Origin of the sequence: Terasakiella sediminum, assembly GCF_033100395.1 — a bacterium.
GTDB lineage: Bacteria > Pseudomonadota > Alphaproteobacteria > Rhodospirillales > Terasakiellaceae > Terasakiella.
The window spans coordinates 15,306-39,970 of record NZ_JAWLVJ010000027.1; the positions used below are offsets into that span (position 1 = coordinate 15,306).

General features: G+C 50.4%; 24 protein-coding genes. 12 read left to right on the forward strand and 12 right to left on the reverse strand.

Annotated elements, in window-relative coordinates:
- Nucleotides 1-22: 22 nt before the first annotated feature.
- Genes der through RYZ26_RS17320 form a run of 3 tightly spaced genes read right to left on the reverse strand, consistent with a single transcriptional unit; the run spans nucleotide 23 to nucleotide 3,520 of the window.
- Nucleotides 23-1,456, reverse strand: a complete 1,434-nt coding sequence (gene der / locus RYZ26_RS17310; protein ID WP_317684507.1) for a ribosome biogenesis GTPase Der — start codon at nucleotides 1,454-1,456, stop codon at nucleotides 23-25.
- A 36-nt stretch (nucleotides 1,457-1,492) separates the two neighbouring features.
- On the reverse strand, nucleotides 1,493-2,809 hold the full coding sequence (locus tag RYZ26_RS17315; protein ID WP_317684508.1) for an outer membrane protein assembly factor BamB family protein: 1,317 nt from the start codon (nucleotides 2,807-2,809) through the stop codon (nucleotides 1,493-1,495).
- A 42-nt stretch (nucleotides 2,810-2,851) separates the two neighbouring features.
- Nucleotides 2,852-3,520, reverse strand: a complete 669-nt coding sequence (locus tag RYZ26_RS17320; RefSeq protein WP_317684509.1) for a tetratricopeptide repeat protein — start codon at nucleotides 3,518-3,520, stop codon at nucleotides 2,852-2,854.
- Nucleotides 3,521-3,683: 163 nt separating this feature from the next.
- On the opposite strand from RYZ26_RS17320, the gene RYZ26_RS17325 reads away from it, so the two are divergent.
- The gene (locus RYZ26_RS17325) at nucleotides 3,684-4,286 is read left to right on the forward strand and encodes a tetratricopeptide repeat protein (RefSeq protein ID WP_317684510.1); all 603 of its coding nucleotides are present in this window, start codon (nucleotides 3,684-3,686) and stop codon (nucleotides 4,284-4,286) included.
- A gap of 50 nt (nucleotides 4,287-4,336) precedes the next feature.
- Nucleotides 4,337-5,389, forward strand: coding sequence for a quinone-dependent dihydroorotate dehydrogenase (locus RYZ26_RS17330; protein WP_317684511.1), 1,053 nt, complete (start codon nucleotides 4,337-4,339; stop codon nucleotides 5,387-5,389).
- A 43-nt stretch (nucleotides 5,390-5,432) separates the two neighbouring features.
- Here RYZ26_RS17330 and RYZ26_RS17335 read toward each other — a convergent pair whose 3' ends face one another.
- The 7 genes from RYZ26_RS17335 to RYZ26_RS17365 form a co-directional block, all read right to left on the reverse strand.
- Nucleotides 5,433-6,392, reverse strand: a complete 960-nt coding sequence (locus RYZ26_RS17335) for an acetyl-CoA carboxylase carboxyltransferase subunit alpha (protein ID WP_317684512.1) — start codon at nucleotides 6,390-6,392, stop codon at nucleotides 5,433-5,435.
- Between the two features lie 109 nt (nucleotides 6,393-6,501).
- A complete protein-coding gene (locus RYZ26_RS17340; RefSeq protein WP_317684513.1) occupies nucleotides 6,502-8,085 on the reverse strand; it encodes a SulP family inorganic anion transporter in 1,584 nt (527 codons plus the stop codon).
- 117 nt (nucleotides 8,086-8,202) lie between these two features.
- Complete coding sequence (locus tag RYZ26_RS17345; RefSeq protein ID WP_317684514.1) at nucleotides 8,203-8,988, reverse strand: substrate-binding periplasmic protein; 786 nt, start codon at nucleotides 8,986-8,988, stop codon at nucleotides 8,203-8,205.
- Nucleotides 8,989-9,044: 56 nt separating this feature from the next.
- Nucleotides 9,045-10,208, reverse strand: coding sequence for a GGDEF domain-containing protein (locus tag RYZ26_RS17350; protein ID WP_317684515.1), 1,164 nt, complete (start codon nucleotides 10,206-10,208; stop codon nucleotides 9,045-9,047).
- Nucleotides 10,209-10,383: 175 nt separating this feature from the next.
- Nucleotides 10,384-11,430 (reverse strand): HpcH/HpaI aldolase/citrate lyase family protein, encoded by a 1,047-nt coding sequence (locus tag RYZ26_RS17355; protein ID WP_317684516.1) that lies wholly within the window; start codon nucleotides 11,428-11,430, stop codon nucleotides 10,384-10,386.
- A gap of 136 nt (nucleotides 11,431-11,566) precedes the next feature.
- The gene (gene xerD, locus RYZ26_RS17360; protein WP_317684517.1) at nucleotides 11,567-12,517 is read right to left on the reverse strand and encodes a site-specific tyrosine recombinase XerD; all 951 of its coding nucleotides are present in this window, start codon (nucleotides 12,515-12,517) and stop codon (nucleotides 11,567-11,569) included.
- A gap of 18 nt (nucleotides 12,518-12,535) precedes the next feature.
- Nucleotides 12,536-14,275, reverse strand: coding sequence for a hypothetical protein (locus RYZ26_RS17365; RefSeq protein WP_317684518.1), 1,740 nt, complete (start codon nucleotides 14,273-14,275; stop codon nucleotides 12,536-12,538).
- 321 nt (nucleotides 14,276-14,596) lie between these two features.
- Between RYZ26_RS17365 and RYZ26_RS17370 the strand changes: the two genes are divergently transcribed.
- From RYZ26_RS17370 to RYZ26_RS17390, 5 genes are all read left to right on the forward strand, one after another.
- Complete coding sequence (locus RYZ26_RS17370; protein ID WP_317684519.1) at nucleotides 14,597-15,124, forward strand: shikimate kinase; 528 nt, start codon at nucleotides 14,597-14,599, stop codon at nucleotides 15,122-15,124.
- Between the two features lie 4 nt (nucleotides 15,125-15,128).
- Entirely contained in the window at nucleotides 15,129-16,256 is a 1,128-nt protein-coding gene (aroB, locus tag RYZ26_RS17375) for a 3-dehydroquinate synthase (protein WP_317684520.1), read from the forward strand.
- Between the two features lie 18 nt (nucleotides 16,257-16,274).
- The gene (locus tag RYZ26_RS17380) at nucleotides 16,275-17,537 is read left to right on the forward strand and encodes an HlyC/CorC family transporter (protein ID WP_317684521.1); all 1,263 of its coding nucleotides are present in this window, start codon (nucleotides 16,275-16,277) and stop codon (nucleotides 17,535-17,537) included.
- 116 nt (nucleotides 17,538-17,653) lie between these two features.
- Nucleotides 17,654-18,109: a CBS domain-containing protein gene (locus tag RYZ26_RS17385; protein WP_317684522.1), complete on the forward strand. Its 456-nt coding sequence runs from the start codon at nucleotides 17,654-17,656 to the stop codon at nucleotides 18,107-18,109.
- A gap of 104 nt (nucleotides 18,110-18,213) precedes the next feature.
- Nucleotides 18,214-18,780, forward strand: coding sequence for a DUF2889 domain-containing protein (locus tag RYZ26_RS17390; RefSeq protein ID WP_317684523.1), 567 nt, complete (start codon nucleotides 18,214-18,216; stop codon nucleotides 18,778-18,780).
- On the opposite strand, the gene RYZ26_RS17395 is transcribed toward RYZ26_RS17390, so the two are convergent.
- Nucleotides 18,777-19,088 (reverse strand): ribbon-helix-helix domain-containing protein, encoded by a 312-nt coding sequence (locus tag RYZ26_RS17395; protein WP_317684524.1) that lies wholly within the window; start codon nucleotides 19,086-19,088, stop codon nucleotides 18,777-18,779. The two genes, RYZ26_RS17390 and RYZ26_RS17395, sit on opposite strands and share 4 nt — an antisense overlap.
- A gap of 122 nt (nucleotides 19,089-19,210) precedes the next feature.
- Nucleotides 19,211-19,495 carry a BolA family protein gene (locus tag RYZ26_RS17400; protein WP_317684525.1) on the reverse strand — a complete coding sequence of 95 codons (285 nt, stop codon included), beginning with the start codon at nucleotides 19,493-19,495 and terminating at the stop codon, nucleotides 19,211-19,213.
- A 195-nt stretch (nucleotides 19,496-19,690) separates the two neighbouring features.
- On the opposite strand from RYZ26_RS17400, the gene RYZ26_RS17405 reads away from it, so the two are divergent.
- The 5 genes from RYZ26_RS17405 to RYZ26_RS17425 all read left to right on the forward strand — a co-directional run bounded on the left by RYZ26_RS17405 (nucleotide 19,691) and on the right by RYZ26_RS17425 (nucleotide 24,588).
- On the forward strand, nucleotides 19,691-20,065 hold the full coding sequence (locus tag RYZ26_RS17405; RefSeq protein ID WP_317684526.1) for a helix-turn-helix domain-containing protein: 375 nt from the start codon (nucleotides 19,691-19,693) through the stop codon (nucleotides 20,063-20,065).
- Nucleotides 20,066-20,196: 131 nt separating this feature from the next.
- Entirely contained in the window at nucleotides 20,197-20,787 is a 591-nt protein-coding gene (locus RYZ26_RS17410; RefSeq protein WP_317684527.1) for a J domain-containing protein, read from the forward strand.
- 17 nt (nucleotides 20,788-20,804) lie between these two features.
- A complete protein-coding gene (gene cobS, locus RYZ26_RS17415; protein WP_317684528.1) occupies nucleotides 20,805-21,803 on the forward strand; it encodes a cobaltochelatase subunit CobS in 999 nt (332 codons plus the stop codon).
- Nucleotides 21,803-23,656, forward strand: coding sequence for a cobaltochelatase CobT-related protein (locus RYZ26_RS17420; protein ID WP_317684529.1), 1,854 nt, complete (start codon nucleotides 21,803-21,805; stop codon nucleotides 23,654-23,656). The genes cobS and RYZ26_RS17420 overlap by 1 nt, the downstream gene beginning before the upstream one ends.
- Nucleotides 23,656-24,588, forward strand: a complete 933-nt coding sequence (locus RYZ26_RS17425) for an esterase-like activity of phytase family protein (protein ID WP_317684530.1) — start codon at nucleotides 23,656-23,658, stop codon at nucleotides 24,586-24,588. The genes RYZ26_RS17420 and RYZ26_RS17425 overlap by 1 nt, the downstream gene beginning before the upstream one ends.
- Nucleotides 24,589-24,665 lie beyond the last annotated feature (77 nt).

Sequence of the window (24,665 nt, forward strand, 5' to 3'; positions counted from 1 at the left end):
AATGGGTGCAATTAAAAAGAAATCAGCGCTTCTTTTTCTTATTATCGTATGGGTTATCGCCTTTGCGCATCATCACGCGGATCGGCACGCCTTCAATTCCGAAGTCTTCACGGATACCGTTGGCGATGTAGCGCAGATAGGAATCCGGCAGGTCACCCGGCTTGTTTCCAAAAATGACAAAGGTTGGCGGGCGTGTCTTGGCTTGCGTCATATAACGCAGACGCAGGCGGCGACCTTGTGCCAGGGGCGGCGGGTGGATTTCCGTCATTTGTTCCAGCCAGCGATTGAGCTGTCCGGTCGGAATGCGGATGTTCCATTTTTCGTAAATGTCAAAGATGGCGGGGAAGAGCTTGTTAAGCCCACGGCCAGTTTTCGCAGACAATGTAATCACAGGAATGCCACGTACTTGTGACATGGACTTTTCCATCCGGTCCGCCAGGTTTTGCAGGGCCTGTTTGCGATCTTTGACGTCATCCCATTTGTTGGCAACGATGACAAGGGCGCGCCCTTCATCAATGGTTTCTTTGGCGATGACCAGATCTTGCTTTTCCAGCATCAGGTTGGAATCCAGCACCAAACAAACGATCTGCGCAAATTTGACAGCCCGGCGGGAATCTGCAGCCGAAAGGGTTTCCACCTTTTCATTCACCTTGGTGCGACGGCGCATCCCTGCAGTGTCAATCAGCTTGATCTTGCGGCCATCAACTTCGTAATCAAGGGCGATGGAGTCGCGCGTAATGCCGGCTTCGGGGCCTGTCAGTAAGCGGTCTGTGCCCAGCAGTTTGTTGATCAGGGTTGATTTTCCCACATTGGGGCGGCCAACAATAGCGACCTGCAACGGCAGGTTTGAAAAATCCTGTTCTTCAATTTCGTTACCATCTTCATCAATGATGGTACGGGTCACGACCTGGGACAGGAGTTTTTCTTCTTCGACCAATGCGGCGTTATCGATCATCCATTTGTCATAATGGGGTTGGATGGCGTCATAGATATTGACCATCCCGTCACCATGTTCCGCAGAAAAGGGATAAGGATCTCCAAGACCCAATGCATAAGATTCATAGATGCCGTTATCACCTGATTTGCCTTCGCATTTATTTGCGAGCAGTACAACAGGCACGTCGCCACGACCACGCAGCCAGTCTGCAAAATGGCTGTCCAAAGGCGTGACCCCAGCACGTGCATCAATCATAAACAAAGCAACATCGGCTTCATCCAAAGCCAGTTCTGTTTGTTGACGCATGCGTGCTTCAAGGGAATCATCAAAGGCCTCTTCAAGACCAGCGGTATCAATCACCTTGAATTCAAGGTCACCAACCCGGCCCACACCTTCGCGGCGATCACGGGTCACACCGGGGGTGTCGTCAACGATGGCCAGCTTTTTACCAACCAGACGATTAAAGAGTGTGGACTTACCCACATTCGGGCGGCCCAGAATTGCCACAGTAAACGGCATTGTTTTAAATCCTAATGCGTTAAGCTAATATCGGGCTTAACGGTATGCAACCAAGTCAGCACCATCCGACAGGAAGTAGAGCGTGCCATTGGCAGCCAGCGGCGGCACAATGATACGGTCTGGCATTTCGACGCGGCCCAAAATCTCACCATCATAAGGGGAGACCGAATAGGCTTCTTCGTTGCTGCCTGCAACGATCAGACGATCTGATACCAGTATCGGGGTGCTCCAAGTCAGGTTACCGCGACGTTCTTCCGGGTCTTCCCAGCGGGGCAGGGAGGTCACCCAGTGGATACGACCATCATTGCGGTTAACGCAAACAAGTTCAGCATCCGGTGTCACAACATAAAGATAGTCGCCCGCAATCCACGGTGTTTCCTGACTGGATAATTCCTGGGACCAATAACGCTGTCCGCTCTTCAAGTCAATGGAAACAAATGTCCCGGAGTTTGAAATCGCATAAACACGACCACGATCAATGATCGGACGGCCCCGAATGGCGGTGAGCGCAGAAACGGAATCTGTACGGCGTGATCCAGACAGGTTTTCTGACCACACCTGATTGCCGTTTTCAACTTTCAGCGCAACAATGTCACCGGAAGAAAAGGCAGCAACCACAACGCCGCTATCGACAGCCGGGCTGGCCCCGCCAAGGATACTGGCCGTTTCAGAAATACCTTTGTAATCCCACAATTTTTCACCGTTGCGACCATCATAGGCAATCAGTTCGTTATTCAGGGTAATCACAAATACACGGTTGCCACGGGCTGTTGGGGCAGCGCGCATGGGGGCGTCTGCCTTGCTGACCCACAGGGCCTTGCCGGAATTGGCATCAATGCCAAAGACCAGGGCAAACCCGGTTGCGATATAAAGGCGTCCGTTATCATAGGCCAGACCACCGGAAATGTGACCATCATCTTCATGTTCTGGTGTCAGTTCCAGTTCCCACAGACGTTCGCCTGTTTCAGCATTAAAGGCGGAAACCAGGTTTTCAGAATCGATGGTGAAGATTTTACCTTCTGCCACAATCGGCTGGGCAACGATACGTTCACTGTCGTCAGACCCGTCCCCAACGCTTGTGCGCCAGGCTTTGCCAAGATTTTCAGAAACCTGAATATGATGCATGGCGTGGTTGGCAAAACCACCGGCTTGCGGCCATTCAAGGTTTGGACTTGGCGGTGGTAGCAGGACTTGCGTCCCAGCTGCTTCCGGGTCTGGTGTCAATGTGCGTTCATGAAGCAGAACGGAGATACGTTCACCCGGTAGTGGAGGGGCTTCGTCTTCCCCAAACCAAGTGTCGCAGGCACTTAAAGAGACGACGGCCAGTCCGGCCATACATAAACGTCGCAACATCTTTGTGGTCTCCGTATAATTCATGATTATCTCGTTATCTGATTAACCGGCATAGGCTTTGGCAAATTGCTGGGCGCGCTGGCGCACACCTGCAGGTGCGGATGCATCCTCGGACAGCGAATTCATAATTTCAGCTGCCTTTGCGTTGTCGCCAGCTTTTGCATGGGCATAAGCTGTGATTTCACTTGCGCTGTGACGCCAAGCGTTTACGCCGCCGATCATTGGGGCCAGACGGGAAATGATGTCGTTTGGTTCCATCACATCCAGACCGTTCAGGCCACCCAGGATCAGGGCCATATCACGATAGGAACTGTTCAACTCGCCATTTTGGGCAATCAGAAAATACGCGTTGGCGGCTTCTTCAAATTTGCCCTGGCGTGCCAGAAGCCCTGCTTCCTGCAGTCGGGCCAGCGTGTTGTAGCCTTTGTCGCTTTGACCTGCCAAAGCTTGAAATGCTTCTGTGGCAGCTGCAAAGTTTTGTTCGTTGGCGAGATCAAGGGCCTTTGCATATTGATCACCAAGGGCGCTGCGTTGGCTTAGATCATAGCTTTTCCAGCCTTCATAGGCGCCAACCGCAATGATGACGGCGATGATGGCACCGATAACTGTGCTGCCATATTGTTTCCACAGCAGGGTCGCTTTATCCTGGCGCAATTCGTCATCGATTTCTTTAAACAGATTGCTTACGGAAGCATCTTCTTCTTTAGCCACGGCTTAAATCCCAAAAAAATTCAAAAAAGTTGCGATAACATAGCTTTTCAAGCCCGTTAATGCAAACGTGCTTTCATCTACATCCAGTGATTTATCAACTTTTTTGTGACGAAAAGATGGACAAGTTGCTAAATTGGCAAAAAATATTTTTGAGAATGGGTAAATGAAAACCTTTTTATATCTTTTAGCCCTGGTTTTGGCGGTCGTAACTGCGATTGGATATGTGGTCGGCAAAGGCTGGGAAAAAGAGGCAGAGATCGAACAGGCCGAAGCCAGTAAAGGTCAGATGATCAAGATGTGGTACCGCAATGCCAAGGACGGGGACCCTGAATCCCAATATAAGCTGGCGGTGTTTTATGAAGCTGAACGTACCGACTATCTGAATGCGCAGAAATGGTATCGTGTGGCCGCAACCAAGGGCCAGCACGCGGGCGCCCAATATAAATTGGCCCAGCTGTATTTAAATGGCCGGGGTGTAGAAAATGATCTGCCCAGTGCGATGAAATGGTTCAGGCTGTCATCTGCCCAGGGCGATGTGCGCGCCCAGTTTTTTATGGGGGTCGCCAATCGCGATGGGTGGGAGAAGAAACCCGATTTTATTGAGGCTTATAAGTGGTTTCTTCTGGCCAACAAGGATGCCGCAAAAGTGATTGCGGAAGAGGAAAGATTTGATCCCACCAAAGCCTTGGCAGAAATGACACCGAAAATGAGCACATTCGATCGAAAAGAAGCACAAAAACGTGCCGACAAATGGCGTCCCAAGTGATATGGTCCGCCGAAATTTGGACCATTTTTAGGATAAAAGGGGATTAACACATGGGACTTTATGCTTTTGCAGGACCAATCCTGCGCCTGATGTCACCGGAAAAAGCCCATGGCATGGCAATTAAAGCATTGAAATCAGGGATGCTTCCTTCCAAAAGCGCTGCTGTTGATCCGGTTTTATCCCAGACCCTGTGGGGCATGGATTTTGTTAATCCGGTTGGTCTGGCCGCAGGCTTTGATAAAAATGCCGATGTACCAGATGCGATTCTTGATCAGGGCTTTGGTTTTACCGAGATTGGGTCTGTTACCCCCAAGCCACAACCGGGCAATCCGCAACCACGCCTGTTCCGCCTGACCGAAGATCAGGCTGTCATCAACCGTATGGGCTTTAATAACGAAGGTTTGGATGCGGTGGAAGCCCGCTTGAAAGCACGCAAACGTCGCGGCATTCTGGGCGCGAACCTGGGTAAGAACAAAACGCAGGAAGATGCGGTGGCTGATTATGTGGCAGGCACCAAGGCATTGGCCCCGTTAAGTGATTATCTGGTGGTGAATGTATCTTCGCCCAACACGCCGGGCCTGCGCGCCTTGCAAAGCAAAGATCAATTGGCAGGCCTGCTGCTGGAAGTTCTCAAGACACGTGACAGCGTTGTTGATAAGGGCAAGGTACCTTTGCTGTTGAAGGTCGCACCGGACCTGACAGATGAAGACAAAACCGATATCGTGGATGTCGTGATTGAAACCGGGATTGATGGTCTGATCGTATCGAACACCACCATTGAACGCCCGGATAGTTTGCGCAGTGCGGACAAAGGCGAAGGCGGCGGGCTTAGTGGTCAGCCGTTGTTTGAACCATCCACGCAAGTCTTGCGCGAAATTGCCAAACAGGTGGATGGCCGTATTCCGTTGGTGGGTGTCGGTGGTATTTCCAATGCGGATCAGGCTTATGCAAAAATCCGTGCAGGTGCATCACTTGTGCAGCTTTATTCCGCCCTTGTTTATGGCGGGCTGGAGCTTGTGGGTGAGATTAACCGGGGTCTGGTTGATCGCCTGAAGGCTGACGGCTTTGACAATATCACGAAAGCAATCGGCGCAGACCTTTAAAAGACCTGCGCCGACAAATTTTTAACCTGTGTTGATGGGGCAATTAAGCTGCGCTGATGCGTCCCATGGCCAGGAATTTCTCGCGACGGCGGGCTTTGAGAACGCCACCGTCATGGGTCAATTGATCACGAATGGACGCATCGATTACTTTGCGAACCGCTTCGAATGTGGCTTCGTGGCTGCGGTGCGCACCGCCCATCGGTTCAGCGATTACATCATCGATCACACCGAGGCGATGCAGGTCTTGTGCGGTGATGTTCAACGCATCTGCTGCAGATTCTGTATAGTCGTTGGAACGCCACAGGATAGATGCGCAGCCTTCTGGTGAGATTACCGAATAGATGGAATGTTCCAGCATGTAGATGTCGTTAGCACATGCAATGGCAATCGCACCGCCTGATCCACCTTCACCGATCACGATAGAGGTGAACGGGACTTTGACGTTCAGGCATTTTTCGATGGATTTTGCAATCGCTTCGGATTGGCCGCGTTCTTCCGCGTCTGCACCGGGGAAAGCACCTGCCGTATCCACAAATGTGATGATCGGCAGTTTGAAACGTTCTGCCATATCCATAAGGCGCTGGGCTTTACGGTAGCCTTCCGGGCGCGCCATGCCGAAATTGTGTTTCACACGTGTTTCGGTGCTGTTGCCTTTTTCGTGACCCATGACCACAACGCTGTGACCTTCAAAACGACCCAGGCCACCAATGATGGCGCAATCTTCAGCATAGAGACGATCACCTGCCAGTTCAGTGAAGTCTTCGATCAGCGCCTCGATATAGTCTTTGGCGTGCGGACGTTCCGGGTGACGGGCAACCTGTGTCTTTTGCCACGGGGTCAATTTGGAATAGGTGTTTTGCAACAGGCGTTCGACCTTGGTTTGCAAACGGCCGATTTCATCAGCAATGTTGATTTCCTCACCGGACGCGCTGACGTGGCGCAGTTCCTTGATTTTGCCTTCAAGTTCGGCAATCGGTTTTTCGAAATCGAGATAGGTATGCATGAAAACCCCAGTGGACATCATATGGTTTTATACGGATCGGCTATTAAAAAGCCGCAAGCGCCTTTTTGCGCCAGCGGCTTTTTAAATGCAAGCTTTTTCGGGTCTGTATTTAGGCGGAAGCTGGATTTTCGCCAGTGCCCTGTTTATCTTTTTTATCCATGATGTCTTCCGGATAATCCATAACCAGGCCATACATCGGGTCTTCGATCACGTTGATTTCAACCAAAGAACCTGCTTTTTCAAGAAGTTGCGTGCAGTCCGGGCTGAGGTGACGCAGGTGAAGCTGCTTGCCGGATTTTACATAACGTTCTGCCAGACTATCGATGGCTTCCAGACCAGAATGGTCCCACACACGCGATTCTACGAAGTCGATAATCACATCATCCGGGTCGTTCTTGGGATCAAACAGTTCTTTAAAGCTGGCGATGGAACCAAAGAACAGCGGGCCATGCAGCTGGTATACTTTTGACCCGTTCGGCAGCAGCTTGGTTGTTGCATCAATGCGTTTGGCTGCTTTCCAGGCAAACACAAGGGCAGAAACAATCACCCCAACGATCACCGCGATGGCCAAGTCAGATGCAACGGTCACACCAGATACTAGAATCAGCACGAAGGCATCCGTGCGTGGGATCTTGTGCAGGATACGGAAGGAACTCCATTCAAACGTGCCCACCACGACCATGAACATCACACCAACAAGTGCCGCCAATGGAATTTGTTCAATGAGTGGCGAAGCAAACAGGATGAAGGACAGCAGGAACAAGGCTGCTGCAATACCTGCCAGGCGACCACGACCACCTGAATTCACGTTGATCATGGATTGACCGATCATCGCGCAACCGCCCATGCCGCCGAAGAAACCGGTGACTAGGTTTGCTGTGCCCTGTGCCATACATTCTTTGGACGCCCGACCATGGGTTTCTGTCAGTTCTGCAACCAGTGTCAGGGTTAGCAGCGATTCAATCAGACCAATTGCGGCCAGAATGACGGCATATGGCAGGATGATCCACAATGTTTCGAGGTTCAGCGGAACAGCCGGGATGTGGAATTCAGGCAGTCCACCAGCAATGCTTGCCATATCACCAACGGTGCGGGTATCCAGACCGCCATAGATTACGGCTAATGAGATCACAACGATGGCTGCAAGCGGGGCAGGGATCAGTGTGGTGAATTTCGGCAGATACTTGATAATTGCCATGGTGATGGCAACCAGACCCAGCATCAGATAAAGCGGCTCACCCGTCATCCATTGCAACTGACCTGCCGCATCTTCGACCTTGAATTGGCCCAGTTGTGCCAGGAAAATCACGATCGCCAAGCCATTTACGAAGCCCAGCATCACTGGATACGGCACCAGTCGGATGAATTTACCCAAATGTAACGCGCCTGCGATAATCTGCAAAATCCCCATCAAAACGACCGTGGCAAAGAGATATTCCACCCCGTGCTGGGCAACCAGCGACACCATGACAACCGCCAAAGCCCCTGTCGCGCCACTGATCATACCTGGGCGACCGCCCAAGACAGCAGTGATCAGGCCAACCATAAAGGCGGCATACAGACCTACAAGCGGGTGAACGCCGGCAACAAAGGCAAAAGCAACGGCTTCAGGAACAAGTGCAAGCGCAACCGTCAGGCCGGATAATAGATCAACACGTGCGTTAGCAGATGCCTTGGAGACAAGCTGAAACATAAAGGATAACCCCAAATTTATGTGAATTTTGCTGCAGTGCAATAACTGCATTTGACCTATACATAGCAGCTATTGGCCTAGCTCGCAATTTATAATTATTTTAGGGCTTGTGAGCCTTTACCAGTCGATGCCGTACTTTTCTTTTAACCAGTTAAAGTTGGCATTTTTGCGCAAAGCGGTCATCAGCTTGTTCATCTCATTGGCTGAAGGTTTGGTGTTTTTTCGAAGGATGGTTCGGAAATTATAGACCTGATCATATTGTTCAGCGGTGAGGAACTGACCTTTGGCTGCCGGGTTCTTCTGGAAATATTGCAGCAGGTAGGTTTCTGTCATGATCCCGATCTCCACCCGATTTTCTGCCACCAGTTTCAGGATATGATCCTGGGAATTGGTCAGGGTGATGTTGAACTTTGTCTTCAGGGCATGAGGGTCGGTGACATAGTCTGCAAATTTATAATGGTAACCCCTGATCGCAGCGATGGATCGGTTTTGGATATTGCTAAAGAAAGATTTATCCCGCCCAGGCGCTTTCTGGGTGATGAAAACTTCACCGCCTGTCAGATAGACATCTGTAGCGTCCACCTGATCCTTATCCCAGCCCCAGGCGAGATGATCAAAAAAGGACATATCAAACCGTTCGTCCTGAAACATCTGATGGCGTCGGCGCGGGCTTGCGATGATGGGGGTGAAGCGATAATCGTCCTGAATTTGGTTAAGTGCTTCTATCAGGTCAATCCCAAGGCCACTGACCTGATTGTCATCACTGACGATATAGAAAGGCGGGAAATGGGTGACGCCGACTTTTACGGTCTCTGTGGCTTGTATGGTAAAGGGCCAGAGACATAGAAAAGAAAAAGCCCTGAGGAAAACAGACAAGTGTGTTTTCCAGGGCTTTCTATTCATGTCAACATCACCTGTTGTTGGAGAACCAGTTTGGGTAATGATAGTCAGATTGGGATTTATGCAGCAATAATATTTTCGATGTTGGTTTCCGGTTTTGGGCCGATACTTTTGTTGCGGCCTGTCTTTTTGGCCTCATACATGCGGTGATCGGCTTTTTCCACCATCTGGACCCAATCATCACATTCATCCATGGTCAGCTCGGACGCGCCGATGCTGATGGTGACAGGTTTGCCGTCGGGTCGGTTGCCCAGTGTCAGTTCTGATAAGCGGTTCAGGACGGGGATAATATGGTCGGCATCCGTATTGGGCAGCAGGATGACAAATTCTTCACCACCCCAGCGGATTAACTGGTCACTGCGACGCAGGCAGTTCTGCAGGCCCTTGGCGACTTGTTTTAGGACTTGGTCGCCCTGTTCATGACCAAAGTCATCATTGACGGATTTAAACTTGTCCACATCCATGAACAGCAGGCTCATTGGTGCGCCGGTGCGTGATGCGATACGGAACTGCAGGTCCAGATATTCTTCGCCGGAACGACGGGTAAAGGCCCCGGTTAGCAAATCTTTGGACGCTTGATTAATCAGGGAGATCATATAGTGAAGTTGGCTCATGCCTGAGAAAATCGATACCCCGATGACGACAATCATCAGCCAGGTACTGGTGATAAAGGCATTGAGGTCAAAATTGGCCTGCTGTTGGGCGGCCCCCAAGATCACAACGATCATAACGGCGGTGCCTGTTACCAGAACTTCAAGGGCCGTCAACGGGAAAACACTTAAGCCTGCAACCACGATAAAGGGCAGCAAAGCATAGGCACTGGTGACCGCTGCGCCCAAGGTTCCAGTCTCTATTCCCATCAGGAATGGTTGGGAAATCAGATAGAAAATCGGGGGTATAGCCATCATCCCGCCGAGCAGGAGGTAGGCGTGATTGAGTGTCCGGCAGTTTTGGTGAAGAATATAAAGACCAAAGAATGCAACAGCAGAGGCGGTGCGTAACAGGGCAAGGATGGCCCAGGTTGGCCAGCTGAAAGCAAAAAAGTCGATCACGACCCATAGCGGGATCACAACCGCGAACAAGAGAGAGAGCAATCCAACCCGGCTGGCAATGATCCGGGCGCGGTGGCGGCGGATATGGGCGGAATGGGCGAAGGGCAGGAGCAATTCCATATATTCAGGGATGATACGAAGCTGCGCTTTGATATTCTCAAAAGCTTTCATGTTTTTCTCTCGAAAGTTCATCTAAGTGACCCCGGCCAATTGTTCTTTTATTCTATCATTTTTGATTTCGCATGAATTTACACATTATTTTTAGGGTTATCAACTATACGATTCGATAAAAAAAGGCTCAAAAGAATTAACTTTTGAGCCTTTCTAAACTGTAGAAACCTTGAGGTTAGAGGCCGTATGCCTCAGCCAACTCAGGGTCTTTTTCAGCCACTTGTTTGGCAAGGTCAACGATGACCTTTGCTTGCTTCCAGGTTGCGTCATCCTGCATTTTGCCATCAATCATGACAGCACCTGTGCCGTCTGGCATGGCTTCCAGAATGCGGATGGCGAATTTGGCTTCTTCCACATCAGGGGAGAAAACTTTCTTCGCGATATCGATTTGTTTTGGGTGCAGTGACCATGCGCCTACACAGCCAAGCAGGAAGGCGTTGCGGAATTGTGCTTCACAGGCATCATTGTCGGAGAAATCGCCGAACGGCCCGTAGAACGCCTTGATGCCGTTTGACTGACAGGCATCAACCATTTTCGCAACGGTAAAGTGCCACAGGTCCTGTTGGTAAAGGGTACGTGCGGCACCTTCTTCCTTGGCATCCTCCAGAACGCCATAGAACGGGTGACCACCGCCAACGCGGGTTGTCTTCATGCCACGGGACGCCGCCAGATCAGCTGGGCCGAGGGACATGCCGTGCATACGGGGCGAGGCTGCTGCGATTTCAGAAACCTGTTCTACACCCAGTGCTGTTTCCAGAATGGCGTGGATCATGATCGGTTTTTTCACATTATGTTTGGCTTCCAGCTGGGCCAGAAGCTGGTCAACATAATGGATATCCCAGGGGCCTTCGACCTTTGGCAGCATCAGAACGTCCAGCTTGTCGCCCGCTTCGGCAACAATCTGTGTTACATCATCCAGAAACCAGGGAGAGTTCAGGCAGTTCACACGGGTCCAGAGCGATGTAGAGCCGAAATCAACGGATTTTGCCACTTCGATAAAGCCTGCACGGGCTTCTTCTTTCGCATCCATCGGAATGGCGTCTTCAAGGTTACCCAGGATCACGTCAACTTTCTTGACCATGTCTGGCACCTTGGCGCGCATTTTTTCCATGTGTGGGGGGAAGAAGTGGATCATACGTTCCACTTTTACCGGAACTTCACGGTAGGGTTGAGGGGCGCCGATAGCGAGTGGCTCAAAAAACTTCTTGGCTGGTTTGCTCATAACTCTATGTTTCCAAATGTATTTTTTAAAATGGGGTCTTTTATTAACCCTCGAATCTGCCGTGATTGTGCACAGCGATTTCGCATTGCACAAGCATTTTCTGGTTTTTAGGGTAAAAAAGAGGTTGCAGTTGCAACTAGTTTTCTTCGTCCGGGTTAAAAAGCGCAGCCAGTGGGTGTTTATTGAGCACTAATTGCTTTTCACGTTCACCAATCATGTGGGTGTAGATGGTGGTCGTGGAGATATCGGCATGGCCCAGCATCTGTTGCAGGGTGCGCAGATCAATATCGTGATCCAGCAAATGACTGGCAAAGGAATGGCGAATGACGTGGGGAGAGACTTTTTTGGTAATGTCTGCTGCCAAGGCCAGTTTGCGCAGTTCTTTATCAAAGGTGTTGCGCGTCATATAGCCTTCCTTGGCGCGGCTGGAAGGGAACAGCCAGCTGCTTTCCTGCCCCTTTTTCAGGAATTCTGATCGCACGGTCTGATAAAGGTTTACTGCGTCAATGGCCGCTTTGGTCAGGGGCACCATGCGTTCCTTGTTGCCTTTACCTGTGACAATCAGCATACCGGATTGTCGTGTGAAGGCGGAGACGGGCAGGGTGATCAGTTCTGATACGCGCAGGCCACAGGCATAGAGGATTTCAAGCATGGCACTGAGGCGCAGGCTTTTGGCGTCGCTGTTCTTTTTGCATTCTGCCAGCAAGGCATCGACTTCTTCTTCCGTCAGATATTTCGGCAAGGATCGCCCAAGCTTGGGGCTGTCCAAACTGGCGGCAGGATCATCGGGGCGAATGCGTTCCCCGTACAGGAATTTAAAGAATTGTTTAAGCGCAGATAAACGCCGTGCGCTGGTACGCGGTGCATAGCCGCTATCAAGCAGATTCTTGATATAAAGACGCAAATCATCCGTCGTGACTGTTTCCAGCCGTTTGGATTTGCGCGCCAGGAAATCTTCCAGATTTTCCAGATCGCGGCGATAGTTATCCAGCGTGTTGGGGGCAGCACCACGTTCAACAGACATCATCTGCAAGAAAGAGGTGATGTGACGGGATGATCGCGTCAGGGAGGTTGGCTTTTTTGCCATAGAGAACCTCCCCTTTACTTAAAGGCCTGCCTGCAGGGCGGTTTCCACAGCCACGGCGCGGGCATCACGTTGCAGGCCGATCAGGCGCATGGCGGCGAGAGCATCGCGCAGGAAGTTGGCTTCCAACTGGCTGGCACGGTCATGACCCAGACCATTCAGCACCATCAGCATGGTTTCACCCACACGTCCGGCCTGGGCGGCTTTGTTCATTTTGATCCAGATGCCGGGCTTTGGTGTTAGGCCGGATTTCAGGCGCGGGCCGTCCATCAGGCTGATCCATAGATGATCCGGCACATTTAGGCCCAAGCCATCAGATAGGGCATAAAGTGTATTGGCTTGTGCAAAACTTTCCGGGCGTTCCGGCTGTGCCTGCCACCAGTTTTTCAAAGACTGACTGACCGCTTCGGCAGAGACATCAAAGCCTGCAAGGGCGGCCAGTGGGCGAACGGATGTCCAGTTTTTGGCGGCTTCGGCATCGGTGAAGGACGCGTTTCTGAGCATCAAATACCAGGCCTTGGCATTTTCCCAATCCCCGGCGGCCAACAGGCTGCGCAAGGCATTTGGGGCAAACCACAACATATCAACCGTGCGACTTAAATCCGCAATGAAGGGACGGTAAAGACGCGAGATGCTGAAGAAATTACCGGACTTCACGGCCAGATCAAGGGCCATGCTGATGGTTTCTGTGCGGATGACCGCCAATTGACCTTCTTTGGCAGTTACCTGATAAAGCAAAGCCTGTGCTTTAAAGGCATTCAGATTTTCAGCCGTTGCAATGGGGTTGTCCAGTTCTTCCGGCTTGAATTCTACAGACTTATAAGCCTGACCCAGGAAATCAGCACTTGCGAGATTGAATTCGACTGCGCGTTCGACGGCGAGAATATCGCCTGCTTTGGTCAGATAGCTTAGGAAATTTGGATCATCGGTTTTACGCACCTGATCAGAAAGCTGCGCTTTGGAGGCTGCAATCAAGGCAATTTCAAGCGCCTTTGGATTGGGCAAGCTCTCGACCTTGCCGCGTTCTTCATTATGAAGGGCATCCATCAGGGCATAATAAACCGGGTCGTTATCGCCCATTTCTTTTAACAAAGAAAGAGACAGCATGGCCTGATCGCCCTGCTTTGCCATCATACGGCAAAAGGCAAGGGTCTTGACCCAGAACGGGTTTTCACCCGTTTCGATATTTTGCGCCGCCAGCGTGCAGGCTTTGGCAACCTGATCACTGACCAGATAGGCGCGCGCTTCCAGCATTGCCAAATCGCTATTTCGCAAATTCTGCGGGGCGGTGTTGATCAGGGCTGAGGTATCGTTGATCTGCCCCATTTGCGCGAGTTTTTCAGCACGCAAGGCTACCAGGCTTTTGGGTCCGGCTTTTCCCGCTGGTGGGGTTGCCGCGCTTAACAGCAGGCGGCGTTGTAAAATGCGCAGGTAAGGTGCAGAGGGACGCGCGGGTAATTTTGCGATCATCCGTTCAGCAAAATTACGGTTCACACCGTTCCACATATCACTGGGGAAGGCATTGCTGCCGCTTAAAAGACCGGACGCTTCAGAACTGACATCACCCAATGTTTGCACATTAATGCCGCCGGAAATGGTTTTGACCGGTACCGGATTGGTGCTTGGGGTCTGTTCCTGTTGGGCATTGGGGTTGAGCGTGCGAGGCGTCAAGCTACGCGGGCCTGTATCCTGTGCGAAAGTTATGGTTGAAGCGGCAAGCAAAAGGGCAAGGCTGGCACTGGTTGTCAGTAAAAAGCGCATGGAAATCACCGGGGAAAGCGGTCGTCAGGAATTGTTTTGGTCACAGGGGCGGTTGGGGCCGGGATATCCCATGTGGCCAAAAACACGCCTGCGCCACCGAGGACCAGCAGAATAAGTACCAGCAAAAATTTTGAGAAAGCCTTCATGGTGATCTTTTCAACGTCAAATAATGAAAATATGGGCGGCAGTCTAACGGTGTCGTGTCAGACTTTCAATGATTGCGACAGATTATACTTACGAAAATCTGAATTCTTAATTAAAGTAGGATAAATTTTATAAACAAGATTCTTTTCGAAACGAATAAAAGTGACAAAAAAACCTATGAAACTGCACCTTCCAAAAGGACAGTCCCTTGTGATTGTCGGATTGATGGGGGCGGGGAAAACCTGTATCGGGCGTCACGTTGCCCAGTATTTCGATATGCCGTTTGTGGATGCAGACCGTGAAATCGAAGAAGCAGCCGGATGTTGTGTGGCCGATATCTTCGAACTTTATGGCGAGGCGGCTTTTCGTGATGGGGAACGCCGAGTGATTAAACGACTGCTGGAAGGCGATGGATGTATCCTCGCCACAGGCGGTGGTGCGTTCATGAATGACGAAACTCGACAATTGATCGAACAGACCGGGACAAGCCTGTGGCTGAAAGCCCATGTGGATGTGCTGATCAAACGCACCAGCGGGCGCAAACACCGCCCGCTTCTTAATCAGGGTGATCCCGCCAAGACCTTGCGAAAACTGGTAGAAGAGAGGTATCCGGTCTATGAAAAAGCCGATATCACCGTTGAAACCCGTGACGAATCCCTGGATGCGACCGTTAAACGCGTCGTGAATGCCTTAAAAACCGAGTAAACCTATGACCATTGAACAAAATACCCTTCATGTTGATTTAGGGGAACGTAGCTACGATATTCCGGTGGGACCTGGCCTTTTGTCTCAAGCCGCGGACTATATCAAGCCGTTACTTAAAAATAATCAGGCAATCATCGTGACCGATACCAATGTGGGGCCGATCTATCTTGATAAACTGGTTAGTAACCTTGAAACAGCGGGCATCAATTGTGACAGCGTGACCATGCCCGCAGGGGAAGCGACCAAGAGCATTTCCAATTTTGAAAAGCTGGTGGAAGAGATCCTCGGCATGGGGATTGAACGCGGAACGACCTTGATCGCGCTGGGCGGTGGTGTCATTGGTGACCTTACCGGATATGCGGCCAGTGCCTTGTTGCGCGGGATCGATTTTATTCAGGTGCCAACCACGTTGTTGTCCCAGGTGGATAGCTCCGTTGGCGGTAAGACCGGGATTAACGCCAAAGCGGGCAAGAACCTGATCGGCGCGTTCCATCAGCCGCGCCTTGTGCTGATTGATACGGAAACACTGAATACCTTGCCTAAGCGTGAATTGTTGGCAGGTTATGCTGAAGTGTTGAAATATGGCCTTATCAATGATGAAGCTTTCGTTTCCTGGCTCGAAGAAAACGGATCTGCCCTCATCGCGGGTAATCAGGTTTTGCGCGCCCAGGCAATTTTGAAAAGCTGTGCCCATAAAGCCGATGTGGTGGCACAGGATGAAAAAGAAGGCGGGGTTCGCGCACTGTTGAACCTTGGCCACACTTTTGGTCATGCGCTGGAAAAAGAGATTGGCTACAGCGGTGATCTGCTGCATGGCGAAGCGGTGTCGATCGGGATGGTCATGGCCTATGAATTTTGCGCACAACAGGGGCTTTGCAGCAAAGAAGATGGCGATCGTTTGAAAAAACATCTGATCGCGCAAGATATGCCTGTAGACCTGAGTGATCTGCCCTGTGAAGGCTGGACATCTGATCTGCTGATAAAACATATGATGAAGGATAAAAAGGTTCAGGGCGGCAAGCTGACCTTTGTGCTGGTGCGGGGTATCGGTGCGGCCTACCTGGATCGCACGGTTCAGCATGCGGACCTTGTGACTTACCTGGATGACTTGCTCGCCCGTTCAAAAGCTTAAAAATAGAAAGTATGTGTCATGGAATGGATTGTTGCTGCAATTTTTGTACTGATCTTGTTTTCAGCCTTTTTCTCCGGCTCTGAAACCGCGCTGACGGCGGCGTCGCGTCCGTTGATGCATCAGTTGGAGCAAAATGATGACAACAAACGTGCTGGGATCGTCAACCGTTTGCTTGATTCCAAGGAACGGCTGATCGGGGCGATCTTGCTTGGGAACAATCTGGTCAATATTCTGGCCTCAGCCCTTGCGACCAGTGTGATGATCCATTATTTCGGCGAAGCAGGCGTGGTCTGGGCGACCTTGGTGATGACTGTTGTGGTTCTGATCTTTGCTGAGATTATGCCCAAAACTTTCGCGATCCAGAATGCCAATAAAATGGCGCTGGCCATAGCCCCGATTATGAAGGTCATGGTCTTTGTGCTCGCCCCCATTACCATGACCACCCAGTTTATTGTAGCCGGAACGTTGAAGCTGTTTGGCGCTGGCGTGTCGGAAGATGAAGGCCAGACGGCTGAAGAACTGCGCGGGGCCATCAACCTGCATGAAGGCGACGGGGATGAAGGTGTCAGCCAAGAACGCACCATGCTGCATAGTATCCTTGATCTGCAGGAAGTGGAAGTCAGCGAGATTATGACCCACCGCAAAGGCGTGGTTATGATTGATGCAGACCTGCCTGCCGAAGATATCGTCGAACAGGTGCTGGATAGTCCCTTTACCCGCCTGCCGCTTTATCGTGACGATCCGGACAATATCATCGGGGTCATCCATGCCAAGGCCCTGCTGCGCGCCATTCGTGCCCGCAAAGGCGATATGGAAGGTTTGGACGTGGTGGAACTGGCAGGGGAAACCTGGTTTATCCCCGAAGCGACATCATTGATGGGACAGCTTGAAGCGTTTCGGGCGCGTCGGGAGCATTTTGCCATCGTGGTTGATGAATACGGGAGCTTCATGGGGATTGTAACCCTGGAAGATATCCTGGAAGAAATCGTCGGTGATATCGAAGATGAACACGATGATCAGGTCGAAGGGGTGCAGTCCCAGATTGACGGGTCTTACATTGTGGATGGGATTGTGACCATTCGTGATCTGAACCGAGAATTTGACTGGCGGTTGCCAGACGAAGAAGCCGCTACAATCGCGGGGTTATTGTTGCACGAAGCGCGTCGCATCCCTGATATCGGTCAGGTTTTCCGCTTTTATAACTTTAGATTTGAAATTCTGGACAGGAAACGCAACCAGATCACGTCAATTCGCGTTTTTCCACCTTTAAATGATGAATAAATCTAATTAATTCGAAAAAATTGTAGAATAGAATTGCAACATGTGGTTTGATTCCAACTTATATAGGGTAACTTATTTAAAGATAGCCCGTTTTTAAGTGTATAAGGGAGGCCTCCATGCAGAAAAGATTAGTCCCTGATGTGATTAAAGAGTGCCGTTGTACGACTTTTTCGCCGGACCAGACGGCCCGGGATGCAGCAATTCTCATGACCAATGAAAATATCGGTGCGCTTGTTATCGTTGAAGGTGATGCGGTCGTCGGTATCGTGACAGAACGCGATATCATGCGCAAACTGGTGGGGGCACGCGTTGACCCTGATGCGGTGAAAGTCAGCGATATCATGACACCAAACCCGGATACAGTGACCGGGGAATGTCTGGCGGGTCAGGCATTAAATATGATGGTGACCAAAGGTTATCGTCACCTGCCCATCCTGACGGATGACGGCAAGCCTTGTGGCATGGTTTCTGTGCGCGACCTTTATCAGGCGGTGCAGGATAGCTTGCAGGAAGACCTGGAAGCGGTTGAAAACTATGTCCATGGCGGGGATGGATACGGCGTCGGCACTTGACGCAACTTTCAACCTTTCTTATGTAATGAACGAGCCTTTTTTTGATCGGCTGCATCGGTTATGGTGCAGTCGATTGGTTTTTATAGATAGTTTTGGATATTCCCATGCCGCTTCCTGATCCTGCGCCGCGTAAACATTCCCATTCCCGTGCTGTGACCTTTACGGGTTATGAACGTGAAGATGGTCTTTTTGATATCGAAGGGCATCTGGTGGATACCAAAACCTACAGCTTTTCAAATGTGGACCGCGGGGAGATCAAGGCGGGGGAGCCTATTCACAATATGCGTCTGCGCCTGACCGTGGATGAAGAAATGGTCATCAAGGAAGCGGTCGCTTGTATTGATGACAGTCCGTTTAATCTGTGTGACAGCATCGTTCCGGCCTTTAAGGTGCTGGAAGGCATGCAGATCGGTCCGGGCTGGAACAAAAAGACGCGGGAAAAACTGGGCGGGACAAAAGGCTGTACGCACCTGGTGGAAATGCTGGCCCCATTGGCAACAGCCACATATCAGACGCTTTATCCCATCCTGAAACGCCGCCGTGAAGAAGCACCGGAAGATCAGCGTGACAAACCCTCCATGATTGACGGCTGCCACGCGATGGACAGTTCCGGTCCCCTGGTCAAGGAACGCTGGCCGGAATATTATAAAGAAGCAGACGAGACTGCTTAATTACTGAAGATATAACAGAGCTTCTGGCTCATGCCTTCATTTTGACCGCAATAGCAGTTTTCATCATGGCCGATGTGATAGGCTATATTGTCCACCAATGCGGTCAAATAGGTAACGATGAAGGCCCGGATGGCTGAAGTCCGGTTTGCGCGTGGCTTGAAATCACTGATCCATGTGCAAAGCGTGTGAATATCCAATTCTTCCTGAATGCAGATTTTTTCAAGAGCAGACCACATTTCTGGTTCTAACCGAAAGCTGGTGCGCTGACCTGAAATCACAATATTGCGACTGATCAAAGATTCTGACATAGACAATCTCGCCTTTAAGTATTCTTGGGTTTTATGTTTTCACTCTTATTGGTTTTACACCAATTTAAAGCTTTTTCTACCATTAGGCTTGAAATTGACTTTTGTCAATTGGCGAAAGAATATTACGATTTGCTCTTATTATACTCCTTTTGGGTTAGGGTTTTGAGCGATAAGGCGTGCACACGCTCTTTCAATTCCTCGGCCAGGACGTCATAGACCATACGCTGACGTTGAACCCTTGATACGCTGTCGAATACATCTGATACGATCAGAAGACTAAAGTGGCTTTCACCTTGTGGGTTTGCACCTGCATGACCGGCATGCATATAAGATTCGTCTTCAAGTACCAGTTTTGCAGGGGAAAAGGCGTCCTGGAGCTTTTTTTCCATAATTTCGGCGATTGCCATGATGATTTCCTTATGATGCTAAAGGGTTGAATTTCCTACGGGTTGAGAAGTTATAATATTTCAACTCAGAGATTACGAAAGGTAACACTTGATAACTTAACTGTATTACTATACTAAGGGAGTATACCAATAAAAATATTTCCGAGGGATAAACTGACTTGAAAAAGTCTTTACTGCTAGTTGGAGCTACAACCTATGTCGCAGACTATTAATAAAAAAAAGGCGGATGACGTCGATCGCTTTGTTGGCGAAAAGATTCGAGAAAGACGTATCATGTTGGGACTGACCCAGCAAGAACTGGCTCATGGTATTGGTGTTACATACCAGCAAGCCCATAAATATGAGCAAGGCGTGAACCGTGTTTCCGCTGGTCGTCTTTTTGAAATTGCCCGCATGCTGAATACCCCAGTTGAATTCTTTTTTGATGGCATTGGTGGGGAAACCCCACGCGAAACAAATACGCGTGAGCGTATGGGCCTGGAATTGTCGCGTCATTTCTCAATGATTCGCAACGAAAAGTATCAGGAAGCCATCTCAAGCCTCGCACGCGCCTTGGCTGATGAAAAATAGTGAAATGAGTTAATGGGAAAAATAGTACCGTTAACTCATTTATCGCTTTTATAAACTTTCCAAGCTTGCTATAGAAGGCGGTCATGATCATATTCCAGATGATGAGAATGGCTTTATAACAGGTTTGACGCGTGACGACGAAAAGTGATCTTCGCTTTAATAGCCGTTTCTGGGAAGAAACCGCAGAAGAAATAGACCCGGATGCGCCGCGCTGTGCATGGCCGGACTGTGATGCTGTGGGTGAATTCAAAGCGCCCAAGTCGCGCGATCATTTGCGCGATTATCACCATTTCTGCCTTGATCATGTCCGTGAATATAACAAACGCTGGAATTACTATGAAGGTATGAACAGTGCAGATATCGAACGCGATATGCGCAAGGACTATACCTGGGACCGTCCCAGCTGGAATTTTGGAACCTTTAAACGTCCCCCCGGTGCATCCGGTGGCGGGTTTAAGGATGATTTCGGCTTCTTTAATGAAGACGGCAGTTTCAAAAATGAGCCCCAGGACGATTACGAACAATATGACTTTGAAGAACGCAAGGCTTTTGCACTTTTGGACTTAAAACCAGGTGCAACCCTTGACGAATTGAAAGCGCGTTATAAAGTTCTGGTAAAGAAATACCATCCCGATGCAAATGGCGGTGATAAAGAGGCAGAAGAACGCTTCAAAATCATCAGCCAAGCCTATACACTCCTCAAAAATACAATCATCGAATAAATCGAAAGAATAAAATTATGAATGAGATTTCAGGCGTACAAGCCTTCCCTTTGAATGCACCAGATACGAAAGTTGATGTAAAAGCGACATTTGGCATTGATGTGGATATGCAGGTTCCTGCTTTTTCCATTCGTAACGAATATGTGCCGGATGTGGATGAAACCTATCGCTTTGATAAGGAAACCACACTGGCGATTATCGCTGGTTTCACCCATAACCGTCGTGTTCTTATTCAGGGTTATCACGGGACAGGGAAATCTTCCCATATTGAACAAGTGGCCGCGCGCCTGAACTGGCCGTGCGTGCGCATCAACCTAGACAGCCACATCAGCCGGATCGACCTGGTGGGTAAAGATGCCATCGTTCTGAAAGACGGCAAGCAGGTGACAGAATTCCGCGAAGGGATCATTCCATGGGCGCTGCAACACCCATGTGCGTTGGTCTTTGATGAATATGACGCCGGGCGTCCAGACGTTATGTTTGTGATCCAGCGTATCCTGGAAGTGGAAGGCAAACTGACTTTGCTGGACCAGAACCGTGTGATCCGCCCGCATGAACATTTCCGCATGTTTGCCACTGCCAACACCATTGGTCTTGGCGATACAACAGGTCTTTATCACGGCACGCAACAGATCAACCAGGGCCAGATGGACCGTTGGTCCATGGTTCAGACGCTGAACTATCTGCCCCACGATCAGGAAGTTGAAATTGTTCTGGCCAAACGTGAAGAGCTGAATACCGAAGAAGGTCGCAAGACCGTAAGTGCGATGGTGGAACTGGCCGATATGACCCGTCAGAGCTTCATCAACGGGGATATCTCCACTGTCATGTCACCCCGTACCGTTATTACATGGGCGGAAAATGCTCATATCTTCGGTGGTGATCTGGCTTATGCCTTCCGTGTGACCTTCCTGAATAAATGTGACGAGATGGAACGCCCTGTTGTGGCGGAATTCTATCAACGTTGCTTTGATGTTGAGCTGCCACTGAGCGCAGCGCGCGTGGCGTTAAGCTAATGCAGGAAGAAGTCCGTGATCTTCTGAAACGGGTAACCTCGGCAACGGTGCGATCCTTTTCCGGGGAAGCCGAACTGTTGGTGAATTACTCCCCAGGCGCGGCAACCGTTTCAAAATCTGCCGTGCGTCTGCCGATGCCGTCGCGTGGATCAATCTCTCAAGGGGATCTGGAAAAGTTGCGCGGCACGTCTGATGCGGCCGCTATGCGCCTGCGCTTTCATGATGCTGATCTTCATCGCGCGAAGATGCCAAGCGACCCAAACGCGCGCGACGTTTTTGAACTGGTCGAACAGGCCCGTGTGGAAACATTGGGGGCACGCCGCATGGATGGAGTTTCTGCCAATCTTCGCACTTTGTTGGAAAGTCGCTGTGAAGAAAACGGTTGGTTGAAAGCAACCGTTAAAGAAGACGTGCCGATTGCGCAAGGTATGACCCTGTTGATCCGCGAAAAGCTGACAGGTCAGGAACTGCCGCCGGCCGCGAAAAAGGCAGCTGATCTGTGGCGTCCATATCTGGAATTCCATGTGAAGGACAGTTTGGACAAGATTGTGGAAAATGCCCACGATCAGAAAGCCTATGGTGAAGCGGTTTATCAGTTCCTGGAAGAGATGGAAATCATCGAACCTTCCGGCAAAAAGGATGAAGACAACACCCGGTCCGAGCAAAAAGAAGAAACTCAGGGCGATGACAATCCATCCGAAGATGAGATTGAAAGCGTTGGTGGTGGCGCGGATATGGGTGATGACATGGAAATGCCATCGACAGAAAGCGAAAGTTCAGACTCCATTGAAGGGGAAACTGAAGAAGGCGTTGAAGATACGGACGCTCAGGCTGAAAAAGGTGAAACACCTGCCGGACCGATGTCTGTGCCGAACCTGTTAAACCCGGATGAGGCCATTCAGATTAACTATGAGGCTTACACCAAAGAGTTTGACGAAGAAATTGCCGCAGCTGAACTGGCCGATGGGGAAGAACTTGAACGTCTTCGCCGTCAGTTGGATATGCAGTTGGCCAATTTGCATGGGGTTGTTGCACGCATTGCCAATAAGCTGCAACGTCGCTTGATGGCACAGCAGCAACGATCCTGGGAATTCGATCTGGAAGAAGGCCTGTTGGATAGTGCGCGTCTGGCCCGCATCGTCGCCAACCCGACCCATTCACTTTCTTATAAATGGGAAAAAGAAACGGAATTTCGTGACACGGTGGTTACGCTTCTGATCGATAATTCCGGTTCCATGCGTGGCCGTCCGATCACGGTTGCGGCCATCAGTGCGGATATTCTGGCCCGTACGCTTGATCGCTGTGGGGTGAAGGTGGAAGTCCTTGGCTTTACCACCAAAGCCTGGAAAGGCGGCAAGTCACGTGAAAAATGGATGAGTGAAGGCAAGCTTCCTAATCCGGGGCGACTGAACGATCTGCGCCATATGATCTACAAGTCAGCGGATGAACCCTGGCGTCGGGCCAAAAACAACATGGGCCTGATGTTGAAGGAAGGATTGCTCAAGGAAAATATCGATGGAGAATCCTTGATCTGGGCCTACAAACGTCTGATGTCGCGTCCGGAAGAGCGAAAAATCCTGATGGTGATCTCTGACGGGGCCCCGGTTGATGATTCAACCCTGTCCACCAACCCGGGCAGCTATCTGGAAGCCCACTTGCGCGAAGTGATTGAATGGATGGAAACGCAAACCCCTGTTCAATTGACCGCAATCGGGATTGGTCACGATGTGACCCGTTATTACCGAAATGCGGTGACGCTGAGCAATCCGGAAGATCTGGGCGGTACCATTCTGCAGAACCTTGCGGATATGTTCGATACCAAGCTGGATCACCTCCATCTACGGAGAAAGTAATGCAAACATTGGGTAAGAGAAAAGGGCTGTTCACAGGTGGATGCCTTTTTCTCTGCCTGATGGGGGTGTCCTTGGCATCAGCCTATGCCGATGACATCAAAATCTATTCGGAAGATGTCGAATTCGCCCCATTTGAAACTGATCATGTAAAACTTCTGTCCGTTACCCTACTGTCGGCGACGGATGATCGTTTTGGCGGGTTGTCCGGCCTGCTAAAGACGGACGCAGGATATATTGCGGTTAGTGATCGCGGGACGTTGTTTCGGTTTGATGGGGACAGCTTTCAAAAGGCCTCAGTGATTGATCTGCTTACGTCGAGTGATGTCTCGTTATCCACAAAGCGTGAAAGCGATGCGGAAGGACTGGCTGCTGGCCCTGACGGCACATTCTATGTCTCGTTTGAACGTGATCACCGGATTGTTCCCTACAGACAGACGGGGCAGACCGCAGGTGAACAGCTTGCTTTACCTCAAAATGTGATTGCTCTCCCCAAAAATGGGGGGCTGGAGGCAATAGAGACGCTGCGGGACGGTCGTCTGGTCTTGTTGGGGGAGGGGAAGAAGAATAAGCCAACGGCCCCTTTATGGGTGCAGCATGGCGATAAATGGCAGGCTTTTCATCTGAAAAAGCGCGATGGCTTTCGTCCAACTGGGCTGACGCGTCTTCCTGGTAGTGATCAATTGATTCTTTTGGAACGATTCTATCAGCCGATAACAGGCGTGAGAGTGCGTCTGTCGTATCTGGATGTACAGAGAGGCACCCGTGGGGTCTTGCTAGCTGAATTGGGGCCACCAATGCCCATTGATAATTTTGAAGGGATCACAGCGTATCTGGATGACCGGGGGCGTGTGGTCCTGACCTTGATTTCGGATGACAATTTCAGCATCCTGCAGCGCACGTTGGTTACGAAGCTTTTGCATGACCCGTCCTAAAATACGTTGACGGTTTTAGGTTAAGCCCGTTGCTTTTGGCAGCGGGCTTTTCTGTGCATTTGGTTTGGCGTTTTCAT